Source organism: Marinococcus luteus, assembly GCF_900106595.1.
Taxonomy (GTDB): domain Bacteria; phylum Bacillota; class Bacilli; order Bacillales; family Marinococcaceae; genus Marinococcus; species Marinococcus luteus.
Window position 1 is genome coordinate 274370 of record NZ_FNNC01000002.1, and the last position, 14152, is coordinate 288521.

Here is a 14152-nt window from a genome sequence, read left to right on the forward strand (position 1 = left end):
GACGAAATCCGAAAATTCCCATTAAAAAGAACTGGTTCCGACCCGTTTTCCAGTTCTTTTTTGCTCCTCTGTTCAGCTCCATTTGTTTGTGTCTACGCCGTATTGCCGCTTCAGCTGTTCGTTCATCGGACGGAAATGCTCCTGCAGATAAATCCGGTCTTCCTCGCTCATTTTCTCTACCGGCTCTTTGCTTACAATGAACGTTTTCTTCAGCCGCTCCCGCAGTCTCTGCGGTATCCATTTGACATTGATGAAGCGGTATTTACGGAGAAGTCCATTCAATTTGGCTCCGAACCCGGTCGTATTGTAGCTTTTATTCATGTATACGTCCGTACTCATCTCAACATCGCTATCGAGTCCCAGAAACTCGAGGCACTCCCGGGCAGCCGCTTCCGGTTCTTCTTTCAGGTCTTCAAACAACAAGAGAAGCAGCGATTCCCTTGGAAACACCTCCAGCCAGCGGCTGATCTGTTTGTAGTAATCACTCGTAAAAATATGATGAAACTCCTTGTTGCGAATCAGGGCGCTGAAGCTCTGGGTTGTTCTGCCGTAACGTTTGCTGTGCAGGTACCCGGAATACGTCCGCTCCACCGGATCCCGCATAATATAGATCAGCTTTGCGTCCGGATTCAGCTCATACAGCCGCTCCGGTATGCTTTTATCCTCATATTCATACTTGGGGCTTGCAAGCGTATACGACGTCGAAGCGTCGAGCAGCACCTCTGCCTCCGGATCGATAAACCGCTCCTTATACCACTCCAGCCCCCGGCTGTATTGATTGGACAAATAATCCGGCTCTTTCGGTTCTGCAAGACTGAGGTCCGGATGCTGGCCGAGCAGATTCGCGAGTGTCGTCGTTCCTGCCTTCTGCGCACCAATTAAAAATGCGGATGGAGGAAATCCCATAATGTAAGCCTCCCTGGATGTGTTACATAAAGTGAGCATTTCACTTATGCACGCAAATAAATTGTTAGCATTTTCCCCTCATATTATTATACATGCCTTGTTCACCTAACTACAATCGATTACAGGAAATTCACCTTCAGTCTGGAATCGCAAAACAGCAAGGGAAGGCGGATTGATTTCTCCTTTCCTTTTAGTCTATACTTTTAATTTAAGCGGTTAAATCACTATTCATCACAGGAGATGAACTTACTTATGCCAAATATTATTATTACCGGGGCCCAGCTGTATAACAAAGGCTCGGAAGCGATGATCTATACGGTCACAAGCGAACTGAAAAACAAGTATCCCGACCACCATATTCTTCTTTTGACCAACATTGAACACGACGAAAAGGACGTCCGCGAATTTCCCTATGAGTTAATTACACTCTCGTTCTACGACCGCCTCGTGCTTTATTTTCACTTAACGCCGCTGTACGAGCTCATGTACCGTGTAACGAAAAAACGCTCGATCCGAAAGCGGATGGACAAGCTGCGCAGGGCTTTTCTTGAAGCCGATCAGCTGTATGACATCAGCGGCTTCGGGCTTTCCAATCAGTTTACATTGCGCCATCAGGGGAGCTACCTGCTGAACCTGCTGCTTGCCAAAAAGTATAATGTGCGCGCGGCACTTCTGCCGCAGTCATTCGGTCCGTTCACCTATTCAAAAACGCTGAAGCCCTTCATGCATTATCTGCTCCGAAAAGCACTCTCCTATCCGGAAAAAGTGTTTGCAAGAGAAAGCGAAAGCCTTCAGCATATTTCCGCCTTCCGTCCGGACGGTGTCACGCCGGCCATGGACCTGGTGCTCACCAATAAAGCGCCGGAAGCCAAACATGAGGTGAACCGGGAAGCGGTCGCCCTTGTTCCAAACAAGAAGCTGCTCAATTACCAGCCGAAAGAGGACGTCATTGCTTACTTTTCCAACATTATCGGCTTTCTCGAAAGCAAGCAGGAAAATATTTCTCTTTTGTACCATTCCCGGGAGGACAAAGAGCTGTGCGAGGAAATTCTCGAGTCTCTTTCCGACCAGAGCAGGGCCGAACAAATTCCGGTCGTGGAGGTCACGTCCGAAAACGCCGAGGAAGAGCTGCACAATAAGAAATTTATTGTCGCCTCCCGCTACCACTCCATTATTCACGCCTACCGCTCATCCACCCCGGCGCTTGTGATTGGCTGGGCAGCCAAATATAAGGCGCTGCTGGAATACTTTAATCAGGAACGCTACCACGTAGACATCTCCAGTCTGCAGGCTGAAAAGGTCATGCAGCAGCTGGACGTTTTATACAATCAGTGGGAACAGGAATCAGCCGCGATTGAGAAAAAACTAAAAACCCTCGACCAGCAGGACTACCTGCTCTAGAACGCAACAGGCTCCGGGGCCATGAGCTCCGGAGCCATTTCTCTGTTTAAAAATAAACCGTATGCACGATGCCGACAGTCATCACCATCGCAATGACCGTGAGCGGCAGGCCGACTTTAATATAGTCGGAGAATTTGTAGCCGCCGGGCCCGTACACAATCAGATTCGTCTGGTACCCGATTGGGGTGACAAAGCTTGCCGAAGCGGCGATCGCAATAGTGACGGCAAATCCCATCGGATCGGCATTCAGGCTTTCGGCAATGCTCAGGCCGATCGGAATCATCAGCACCGCCGCCGCGCTGTTTGTAATCAGCTCAGTAAACAGGTTGGTCAGGGCATAAATGAAAAACAGAATAACGATGATGCCAAGCGGCTCCCCGAAAGCAAGTAGCCCCTTCGCTATCCAGGCGGCAAGCCCTGTTTCGTTCATGGCCGATCCTACCCCGAAGGCACTCGCAATCAGCAGCAGCACCTGAAACTGCACGTAGCGTTTCGCTTCTTCGGGTGTAATAATACGTGCCACTAAAAAAATGAGTACCGCAAGCGCCATTGCCTGAAACATGCTGAGCCACCCGATCGTGACGATCGCAATCATTGCAAGCAGCACCCCGAGCGAGAACCAGCCCTTCGCGGGGCGCTCCCTGATGGACCCCGGGGTCTCTAGGGCCGAGACGACGTAAAAATCATTGGAGCGCTTGTATTTCTGCAGAAAATCCGAACCGGCGAGCAGCAGAAGCGAATCCCCGGGACGCAGGCGGATGTCCCCGATTTTGCTCTGGATCCGTTCGTTGTTACGGTGCACCGCGACTACGCCTGCATCGTAGGACGAACGAAACTGCGCCTGTTTAATTGTCTTGGCCTGAAGCGAGGACTGGTGGGAGACGACCGCCTCTACCAACTGGTTCGAACCATTCTGCAGGTCATCAAGCGTCAGCTCGGTACCGGTTTTCAGCGTAAGCCCCGCTGTCCGCTGCAGATCGGCCATTTTTTCCAGCACCCCGGTGAAAATCAGACGGTCACCCGCCTGTACAATGGTATTGGAGCTTACCGGTGATATCCGCTCATCCCGACGGATAATTTCGATCAAAAACATCCCCTGCAGATCCCGAAGCCCTGCCTCCTGAACGGTCTTCCGCACGTATGGAAACGCCGGCTCGACCTTCATTTCACACAAGTACTCCTTGGCCTCCTCCTCCATCCGTTTCTGCGTTCCTTCATAGGCAGGCAATATCCGGTAGCCGACTGTAAACAGATAAATCAGACCGACGATCGTCAGCGGCAGGCCGACAATCGCCAGCTGAAACATGCCAAACCCCGCCATATCGTAATCCAGAAGCATCCCGTGCACCACCAGGTTAGTCGATGTACCGATCAGCGTAATCGTTCCGCCCATAATCGTCGCATACGACAGGGGGATTAAAAATTTGGAGGGTGCGTAGCCCCGGTCTTCGCACCATTTTTTGATAATTGGGGTAAACGCTACTACAATCGGGGTGTTATTTAAAAACGCCGACATGCCGGATATTGGCACAAAGGTGCGTACCATTGATGATACCGGTCCGCGGCTCTTTTGCAGCCAGCCGGTCATAAACCTCTCCACCATCCCGCTCTTCTGCACTGCTCCGGCGACGATGAACAAAAGCGCAACCGTAAGCATCCCTTCGTTGGAAAACCCGACCAGGGCCTGTTCTGTCGTCAGGATACCACTGATCAGCAGAATAACCAGCACGGTAAACACGATCATATCCGGCCGCGCGACTTCAAAAAACAGCGCCAGAAGCATCCCTGCGATTAATATTAATACAACACCCATTTCGATGGTCATATGTACCCCTCTATTTCCCCCTATTCTTATAGGGGTGATTATACAGCAAAAGAGACCCGCTGCGGGCGTCTCTTTGTAGTTCTAGCTTTTTAAATTTCTGATAATGGATCTTACCCGGAACGGTGCTGTAAATGATTTGGTCATCATAAACGCAATCGGCCGGGTTTTTTTTGTGAAAAAACAGACCAGGTATGCAGAAATAAAGAAGGCACTAATGGTGGCGATAGCAGCACCAATTCCGGCATACAAAGGGATAAGAACAAAATTCAGGGCAATATTAATAATGGCTCCGCCGCCCTGACTGTATAATGAGAACTTCAAATAGTTTTCATTGATCAACCATTTACTCAATCCCTGTCTCATAAACGCAAAAATACCGGCCCATATATGAATAGATAGTATTGTTGCCGAAGCACTGTATTCGTCTCCAAAAGCAATGTTGATAAATGGCTCACTGATAAAGGTAACCACTAGAGCAAGCGAAAAAGCGAGCAGAAACAAAATATCAAAAACTGCCTGCAAACGACGGTAATACCTGACTGAATCTTTTTCACGCAGTTTAATTAAGGCTGGAAAAACCGATGTCACAACCGCTATCGGAATAAAATACCATATTTCAGACATGCGGGCTGCTACCGCATAGACCCCTACTGCCGCTTCATCGATGATAAAACGAAGCATCACCTGGTCCACTTTCATATATATTGCCGCAGCCATACTCGAAAAAATAAGCGGCAAAGAACGCGCAAGAAGAGGCCTAACCAATGAAGGCTTGAACCGCCAACTTAATAAAGACATATCATTTTTTCTCAGAAAAATAATTTTAGCAAAGCTCATCATAGCTACTTCGCCGGCATACACAAGAACAAAATAAAGCAGCTCTGCCTGCATTAACACTAATACAACCTTCAGTGTAGCAAATACAATAATGACCATGCTTTCCGAGAGTGCTACGTATTTAGACTTAACAATTGATTCATAATAAAGCTTGACGTTTTCAAAAGGCTTAAACAAAAGTGAAAGTGAAAATACTACTGTAAACCAAATTAAAAGCGGATCTGTTTCATAAAAAATAGAAAAAACGACTAAAGCAAGGCTGCAGATAAGTGCAGCAACGAATTTTAAAACAAAGCTGGTGCCCAGCATCTCATTTTGCTGTTCAGGATTTTTCACCAAATCTCTTACTAAAACCCCAACCATTCCAAGAGCGGTGATAGGTCCCAAAATGTTCACAACAGCTAAGAGATAGTTAATTACACCAAATTGATCTGGTCCTAAAAAGCGGGCAACCATGATAACTACGAAAAAATTAGCTGCCATACGGAAAAATCTTTCAAACATTATCCAACTGGCATTAAAAAACATATTTTTAAAACGTGATAAACTACCACCCAATGTCATACACTCATTTCCGCTTTTATGTTAAAAAAGAAAACCTTAAAATGATTTCACCACAAACCAGCCGTTGGTCTGGTCTTTTCTATTATAATAGAACCTCTTATTGTCTTCGTATCTGACGACAGTGCCCCCTGCTGCTTCTACAATTGCCTGGCCGGCGCCGGTGTCCCACTCCATCGTCGGCGCGTAGCGCGGATAAAAATCAGCTTTTCCTTCTGCGATCAGACAGAACTTCAGCGAGCTTCCGGCAGACACTACGTCTACCCCGCTGTAGGTCTCTTTCAGTTCGTTAATAAACGCTTCGGTCTCTGCTGACATGTGTGAGCGGCTGGCGACGACGTGCACTTCTCCTTCAGGCTCGGAAGCCGCCAACTTTTCGCCATACTGCTCGAGCAGCTCTTCACTGAGCGGCAGCCTGGAGCTGACATCGGTGACCTTATAGGCTCCGAAGGATTTCCCGCCAATGTACAGCACGTCCTGAGCCGGCACGTAAATGACACCCATAACCGGATATTGGCCTTCAATTTTTGCGATATTAACCGTGAATTCGTCGTTTTTCTTCACAAATTCCTTGGTGCCGTCCAGCGGATCCACTAGCCAAAACGATTCCCAGTCTTTACGCTGCTCGTAATCCACCGTATTTCCTTCTTCACTGATGACCGGCGTCTCCGGGTCTGCTTCGTGGAGGCCTTTGGCTATTACATTGTGGGCGCGCTTGTCCGCTTCTGTGAGCGGGGAGTCGTCCTCTTTGTGCTCGACCGTAAAATCACGCTTGTACACTTCCATGATTTCCTGTCCTGCTTCTACTGCAATCGAAATGACTGCGCTCGTAATAATCGCCTGCATAAGTATGCTCCTTTTTTCGCTTTATTATTCGTATTTCAAATTGGCGCTGCAGTTATTTAGTTTCTGTGCACAGCGCTGATGATGTAATCAATTTTCTCCGCCCAGCCGTGCTGTTCGGCGAGCTGCTTCCGCTGCTGAATGAGTTCAGGACTCTTAGCCTGGGCGAGCATTGCTTCTATCTGTTCAAAAAACATTTCATACGACTCGCAGTGAACGTACACACCAGGATGCTGATGCCCTTCCGTAGTAGGTACGCCGTGACCAACCGTGCCAACCCCGGCTGCCAGGTATTCAAAAAGCTTTAACGGGCTCACTGCTTTGTTATAATCAATATCTTTGTATGGCATTAAACCGACATCCATATACTGCAGATAATCCGGAATCGACGCCGACGATTTTTCCCCTAGAAAGTGTACATTGTTCATCGCACGCAGCGCCGCAACGTCGCTGTCCCGCTCATCTGCAACCGGACCGATCATTACAACGCTTGCAGTTGGAAAACGTTCTGCCGTCCCCCGTACCAGCTTCAGATCAATCTTCTTTTTAATGCCCCCGGAAAATACAAGCCGCGGCTCCGGGATGTCCGCTGCTTCTCTGACAGACTGCCCCGGGGCGTTGTAACCTTCGAGGTCCACCCCGTTTTCAATCACTTCTGCCGGCCTTCCAGCAAGCGCTGCAAGATGACTGCCAAGCGTTTCCGAGGTCGCAAATAAGTGATCGCTGCGCTGGGCAATTTTTTGCTCAGCAAACCGGATCAGCTTCAAGTACGCATTCTTTTTCCAGAGTGGCTCTTCTCCTTCCGCCGACCAGTTGGAGCTGCCCCACAGATCACTGCAGTCGTACACTACTTCATCCTGCGACGGAGCTGCCAGCTTCCAAAACGCCGGGTACGTATACCATATGCAGTTGTTGGTTTCTGCCGTAAAAAAACGCTGCATCAGCTTCCGGATAGGCAGAATCCCGGCCTGTCCGATCATTCCTTTATATTCCGGCAGTTCTAATTGAATAATGCCGTTATCAAGCTTCCGGACAATGATATGACGGTGAAAATTCAACGCTTTTTTCCAGGTTGTCTGATACGGCGCGATCCAGTACACCTGATTTGTTTCCGGAAGGTCCGCCAGACGTTCAGCAATGCGGTGCCTGCGGTATTTGATTGCCGCGTAGTCCCAACGCTCCTGGCCGATAATAAAATAATTATTTTTTTTGCCTTTCAGCATTTTCAGCACCTGCTTTAATAGTTTTTTAAATTCTTCTCTTTGTCTTTCGTCCGTTATGTATGAATCACTCGCTCTATTGTACACTTCTTCCAATTAAGTGAAAAGATGCTTTCCTCTTCTATAAGACGGGCAGCAGTTTTTCCTTCCTATAAAGAAAAAGAGCCGCCCAGACGGGCAACTCTTCACTCTTAATTTTTGCTGAAGTACGAATTCGTACCTTGATAAATTCCTTCAGCAAGCTTTTCTCTGTAGGAGCTTTGCTTCAGGTAGGAAGCTTCGGTGGAATTATCGATGAAACCAAGCTCTACCAATACAGATGGTACTTGTGTTTCACGGATCACGTGGAAATTTCCTTGCTTTTCTCCACGATCCCGTCCGGAGGTTGCCCGGAGCATTCCTGCCTGAATTTCTTCGGCCAGCTCTTTGCTTTCCTCGCGTTCGTACTTGCTGTACCAGTAAGTTTCGAGACCATTACCGCCACCCGCGTTTGTGTGAATACTGATAAAGGCATCCGCATCAGCGTTATTGCCAATAGAAGAACGCTGGGAGAGTGTTAGGTACTTATCAGTTTCCCGTGTCATTACAACATTTGCACCGGCTGCACGCAATTTGCTTGCCGCGTATTTTGCCGTTTCAAGGTTAATGTCTTTTTCTCTTAATCCATTCGCAACCGCTCCTGGATCACTTCCGCCATGCCCGGCGTCCAAAACAATTGTTTTACCGTCTACAGCGGACTCAGATGGATACGTTTCATCTACGTTTAATGCTGCACGCAGAGCTTTCATCGTGTTCGGACCGGCTACACCGTCGACTGCTAGATTTTCAGAACGCTGAAAATCTTTTACTGCCTGATCGGTGGCGGAATCGAATTCATTGGATGGATTGCTTACACTCATGAAACCGAGCGCTTCAAGGTCGAGCTTCAGTTGGGCAACAGCCTCATGAGTTGTGCCTACCTTCATGATCGAGATCGATCCGTAGTTGCCTGGATCACCGACGTCGCTTGCACTATCGTCATTCGATTCATCGTCGCTCTCTTTAGTGCTGAGAACTTCGCTGATCTTCGCTAGTGTCTTCGGACCGGCTACACCGTCTACGTACAAATCATGATCGCGCTGAAATTCTTTAACAGCTGCTTCGGTCTGCGGACCGAATTTGCCATTTGGATTTGAGATATCCAGGTACCCGAGCGTATACAGATCTTTTTTCATCGCCTGTGCTGCCGGGCTGTCCACGCCGTCCTTCAGAAGGCCGCTATCATTCGAACTGCTGTCATCACTGCTATCGTCATTGGAGCTGTCATCATTGGAGCTGTCATCATTGGAGCTGTCATCATTGGAGCTGTCGCTCAGCACCTCAGCCAGCTTTGCGAGCGTCTTTGGACCAGCTACACCGTCAATAGTGAGAGTGTACTGCTCCTGAAAGTCCCGCACAGCTTGCTCTGTTTTCGGACCGAAGTAGGTGGTCGGGTTATCGGTAACGTGGAAGCCTGCTTCGTTCAAATCCTTCTGAAGCTGCTGCACGTTCGATCCGCTCACGCCTTCCTTCATGACGTCACTGCTCGGACTGCTGTCATTCGAGCTGCTGTCGTCGCTGCTGTCGTCATTGGAGCTCTCGTTCAGCACCTCAGCCAGCTTCGCGAGCGTGTTCGGACCAGCGACGCCGTCAACGTAAAGGCCGTTCGCCTTTTGGAAGTCACGTACCGCCTGATCCGTTTTCGGACCGAAGTAGGTGGTCGGGTTATCGGTAACGTGGAAGCCTGCTTCGTTCAAATCCTTCTGAAGCTGCTGCACGTTCGACCCGCTCACGCCTTCCTTCATGACGTCACTGCTCGGACTGCTGTCATTCGAGCTGCTGTCGTCTGAATCAGCATTCAGGGCTTCTTTCATTTTCGCAAGTGTCTTGTCATCTGCGATCCCGTTTGCCGTCAAGCCGTGATCCTTCTGGAAGGCAATAACCGCCGCTTCGGTCTGCGGCCCGAATTTGCCATTCGGACTTGAGATGTCCAGGTACCCGAGCGTATACAGGTCTTCTTTCATTGCCTGTGCCGCCGGGCTGTCCACACCGTCCTGCAGAAGGCCGCTGTCGCTCGAGCTGCTGTCGTCATTGGAGCTCTCGTTCAGCACCTCAGCAAGCTTCGCGAGCGTGTTCGGACCGGCGACGCCGTCAACGTAAAGGCCGTTCGCCTTTTGGAAGTCACGTACCGCCTGATCCGTTTTCGGTCCAAAGTGAACGGTTGGCGCGTTCACAACGTGAAAACCCGCTTCGTTCAAGTCCTTCTGAAGCTGCTGAACGTTCGACCCGCTCACACCCTCCTTCATCACGCCGCTGCTCGGACTGCTGTCATTCGAGCTGCTGTTTTTAGCATTCAGCACCTTTTCAAGCTCTGATAGGGTGTTAGGGCCGGCAATGCCGTCAACAACCAGGTTCTGATCCTTTTGGAAAGCCTTTACTGCGCTGTCCGTTTGTGGACCGAAGTAGGTCGTCGGATTGTCGGTAACGTGGAAGCCCGCTTCATTCAAGTCTTTTTGGAGTTCTTGAACCGCACTTCCACTATCCCCCTCTCTTAGCGATGAAGCAGCATCTGCCTGCTGGGTTTGAAATATTAAGGACGTTATAAGTACGAAGGCAGCTGCGAGTAGTATGTAGTTTTTGAGGTGAAAAATGATTTATTCTCTCCTTTCGTTATAATTACTGATAAATTTGGGGTACATGTATATTTTATATGCCAATACTTACGTCCTACAATGGGACTAACTTATATATTGCATATTATTACAATTTTTCATTTAAATAAACCCTCGTTAAACAACATTCTTTCTAAAAAATTACGTTTTAATTACAAATATTACAGTATAAAAACCCCTTAAAATCAGTATTTAATAACCATTAAAGTTTTATATTGTGCTTTTTAACGGTAGTTATTTGTTACTTTTTTATGCATAATTATTTTCTTTATTAAAATTAGCTTGTAATTTCACTAGCCATTTCATACACTTTCATTGTAGATAAAAAGTACTACTTCTTTATAAAATCGAAAGGGCGTCTGATGAATGAATAAATCGACAATGTTTCTCATTTTCGGGACTTTAGTTGGAACTACTTCCCTCAGCTTTACATTAGCTCCGCCAATTGTCGCTGAAGCGAATTCCGATGAAGAAACACAGAAGGAAGAAGAAACGTCCTTTATCCCCCTTGAAGAAGGAGCAGAAAATGACACTGTTTTAGAGGTCGAAGAATACCTCGAAACATTGGATTACATAGCAGTCGCTCCGGACTATATTTATGATGAAGAAACAACTGAGGCGGTGGAAACATTTCAGGCGGAAAACAGCCTCGGGATTACCGGTGTGGTTGATGAAGAAACCTTCGATACATTGAAACTGCTGGCTGAAGATACGGTGCCTGTCGAAGAGGAACCGGAAGCTGATTCAGCAGAAGAAGCTGCAGACGATGAGCAGGATACTGAAGCAGTTACTGAAGAAAAATCAGATGATTCGGCATCCAGGGAGCAGTCCGAAGATACCGAAGCAGAAGCCGAAGCTGCAGAAACAGAAGAAGCTGACCAGTCAGATGAAAAGCAGAACATCGAAGTTCTCGATTCCTCCGGGGAGACAGAACCTGCTAAAGAAGCTGAATCTGAAAATAATGAAGAAAACATTGCCACAGAAGAGCCTGAAAAGGAGATCCAAAAAGAGACAGAACCGCCATCGGAAGAAGATACGGAGGAAGAAAGCTCTAAAGATGAAGAGCCGGCAGACGAAGAAATTACTGACGATGAACAGCAGTCAGCTGTGGCTTCCTTCAGCACCTTTTCCATGCAGCCGGCATCAATCAGCACCAGTCTGTTGAAAATCGGGGTATCAGGCAGTGAAGTCCAACAGCTGCAGGAAAACCTAAACGCGGCGGGCTTTCATGTGACGGACAATCCGACCACCTACTTCGGCCCGAAAACCGAAGCGGCCGTTAAAGACTTCCAGCGCGCCAATAAACTGGTCGTTGACGGCGTTGCAGGATCAAATACACTTTCTGTATTAGAAGAAGTACTGAGCAGTAGTTCTACTAATGAAAAAAATACTGAAAATAACAAAAGCGACAACGTCAGCAGCCCTAGCTTTATGAAAGAGGGTGTAAGCGGATCGAACGTGCAGCAGCTTCAGAAGGACTTGAACGAAGCGGGTTTTCACGTTGTGAACGCGCCAACCGTTCACTTTGGACCGAAAACGGACCAGGCGGTGCGGGATTTCCAAAAGGCGAACCGCCTGGTTGTTGACGGCGTCGCCGGCCCGAACACGCTCACGAAACTGCAAGAGGTGCTGAATGGCAGTGCAAACGACTACAAGTCACTTAAACAAGGAGCGAGTGGTGCTGCTGTAAAACAATTGCAAACTGATTTGAATAAAGCCGGTTTTTTTGTGACAGAAAATCCGATCACCTATTTCGGACCAAAAACAGAAAGAGCTGTTAAAGACCTACAGCGTACATACCATCTTCCAGTGACCGGTGTGGCAAATACCGCTACTTTAGAAACTTTAACCAAAACCTTAAACACCTACTCTAAAGGGGATCGCAACGAAAAAATTCGTAAATATCAACAGTTACTTAATGAAGCCGGATTTTTTGTAACAGAAAACCCGATCACCTACTTCGGGCCGAAAACAGAAAGTACTGTGAGAGGATTTCAACGGGCTTACAACCTCCCGGTCACCGGCATGCTCGACAGCCAATCCATTCAAAAACTCGAAGATGTCACTCAGTCGATTAACCGTCTCGAACGAGGAGTTCGTCATGCCAGTGTTATAAATTTGCAACAGCTGTTGAATAAAGCAGGTTTCCATGTCACGGCTACCCCCATCAATTACTTTGGCCCAAAGACAGAAGACGCTTTGATAGACTTTCAGCAGACGTACAAACTGAAAGCAGACGGCGTTGCCACAGACGAGGTTTTGGATGCTTTAAATAAAGCTGTTTCTGAGCGGAACAATGCACTGAAACGCTATGATTCCAACTCCGAGGTCAAAAAACTGCAGCAGACCCTGAACGCTCTCGGGTACACGGTGACAAGCAATCCGACCAACTACTTCGGACCAAAAACGGAGTCCGCTTTAAAGGTTTTCCAGCGTGCGGAAGGGCTGCCGGTGACCGGAATGCTCGACAGCAGAACGGCAGAAGCTCTGGAGGCTGAAATGAACGAATCTATTCCATCTCCATTCACCTCCGTACTGAGCCAGGGCGACAGCGGAGACAGTGTTATCATGCTGAAGCAGTACCTTGAAGCTGCCGGCTACAGCACTAACACATCAAGCACGTATGACCAGCTGACCGCTGATCAGGTGAAAGCCTATCAGTCCGCCAACGGGCTTTCTGCAAGCGGCTCGGCGAACGGCCAGACCTTGAGTTCCCTCGTTGAAAAGCGGGGCACCACGTACGTCTTCTCCGGCAAACAGCGCTTCGGCCACGGTGTCGGCATGACTCAGTGGGGTGCTTACGGCATGGCCCAGCAGGGATACAGCTACGATCAAATCTTAAAGCATTACTATACCGGCATCGACGTAGTGAGCAGCGACAGCTATAAAAATAAAACGATGCGTGTACTTCTTGGAGACACCAAGAAAAATTCTGCTGACATTGAAAGTTCCTCCGCTTACAGTATCGTGACAACGGATGGAGATACGCTATTCGAAAACGTCTCCGGCTCCACCACCGTCACATACGGTTCAGGCGGAAACGGAACGTATACCGTAACAAATAACGGGACTGAAAAAACCACCACTGATCCGATTTATGCCGTAAATGCAAACAACGGCACCATCGAATACGACAACGTTACCTACAAGGGTGAAATTCATTTTTCCAAAAGCATCGTGGACGGCAAGTACACAAGCAGCTGGGTGATGGACGTCGTTAACCACGTGAGTATCGATACGTACCTTGAAGGCGTCGTTCCATATGAAATGTACACCAGCTGGAATGAACCGGATGCATACAAAGCCCAGGCGGTTGCCGCCCGCTCGTATGCGATGACAAAAATCAAAACCTCCGGCACCTTCGATGTATATAACGATACTCGTTCACAGGTGTATCACGGTGTTCCTACCGGCTCTCATAACAGCCCGACCATTCTAAACGCCATTCAGTCCACGAGCGGACAGGCCATTCACTATAACGGCCGGCTGGTGGAAGGTGTCTACTCCGCCTCTGCAAGTGGCCACACCGTGGATGCTGCGGACGTGTGGGGAAATAATGTCGGCTACCTGATCGGTGTCCCGGATCCTTACGATCCATCCCAGTACAACCAGGTGAGCTGGACCGAATCCTTTTCGTTAAAAGACCTCTCAGCTGTTGATTATTTTAAAAATGAAAACAAAGGCGAGGTGCTCGCCCTGCAGCCAACGATGAAAAACGAACGTCTTCAAAGCATCGAGGTGATCATGGAAAAAGGAACAATCACTCTCACCGGTGACCAGTTCCGGAGCGCTGTCGACTCAAACGCCATGAAATCGAACATTTTAAGCATCGAGGAAATTAACTAAAGACGGCAAAAAGGGAGCTTCTC

8 protein-coding genes are annotated in these 14152 nt (G+C 48.3%); 2 read left to right on the forward strand and 6 right to left on the reverse strand.

All coding sequences use genetic code 11. The features are described from left to right. Nucleotides 1–72 precede the first annotated feature (72 nt). On the reverse strand, nucleotides 73–906 hold the full coding sequence (locus tag BLV22_RS06730; protein ID WP_176967689.1) for a sulfotransferase family protein: 834 nt from the start codon (nucleotides 904–906) through the stop codon (nucleotides 73–75). 252 nt (nucleotides 907–1158) lie between these two features. Here BLV22_RS06730 and BLV22_RS06735 point away from each other — a divergent pair, with 252 nt between their 5' ends. After that, on the forward strand, nucleotides 1159–2307 hold the full coding sequence (locus tag BLV22_RS06735) for a polysaccharide pyruvyl transferase family protein (protein ID WP_176967690.1): 1149 nt from the start codon (nucleotides 1159–1161) through the stop codon (nucleotides 2305–2307). 46 nt (nucleotides 2308–2353) lie between these two features. On the opposite strand, the gene BLV22_RS06740 is transcribed toward BLV22_RS06735, so the two are convergent. The 5 genes from BLV22_RS06740 to BLV22_RS06760 form a co-directional block, all read right to left on the reverse strand. Then, entirely contained in the window at nucleotides 2354–4132 is a 1779-nt protein-coding gene (locus BLV22_RS06740; protein WP_091612959.1) for an SLC13 family permease, read from the reverse strand. Nucleotides 4133–4213: 81 nt separating this feature from the next. Further along, nucleotides 4214–5527 carry a flippase gene (locus BLV22_RS06745; protein WP_176967691.1) on the reverse strand — a complete coding sequence of 438 codons (1314 nt, stop codon included), beginning with the start codon at nucleotides 5525–5527 and terminating at the stop codon, nucleotides 4214–4216. Nucleotides 5528–5569: 42 nt separating this feature from the next. Then, entirely contained in the window at nucleotides 5570–6376 is an 807-nt protein-coding gene (gene cysQ, locus BLV22_RS06750; RefSeq protein ID WP_091612965.1) for a 3'(2'),5'-bisphosphate nucleotidase CysQ, read from the reverse strand. A 56-nt stretch (nucleotides 6377–6432) separates the two neighbouring features. After that, nucleotides 6433–7596, reverse strand: a complete 1164-nt coding sequence (locus BLV22_RS06755) for a glycosyltransferase (RefSeq protein WP_143030958.1) — start codon at nucleotides 7594–7596, stop codon at nucleotides 6433–6435. 188 nt (nucleotides 7597–7784) lie between these two features. Continuing rightward, nucleotides 7785–10265 (reverse strand): N-acetylmuramoyl-L-alanine amidase, encoded by a 2481-nt coding sequence (locus BLV22_RS06760; RefSeq protein WP_342706672.1) that lies wholly within the window; start codon nucleotides 10263–10265, stop codon nucleotides 7785–7787. Nucleotides 10266–10649: 384 nt separating this feature from the next. On the opposite strand from BLV22_RS06760, the gene BLV22_RS06765 reads away from it, so the two are divergent. Beyond that, entirely contained in the window at nucleotides 10650–14129 is a 3480-nt protein-coding gene (locus BLV22_RS06765) for a peptidoglycan-binding protein (protein WP_091612973.1), read from the forward strand. The last annotated feature ends 23 nt before the right edge of the window (nucleotides 14130–14152 follow it).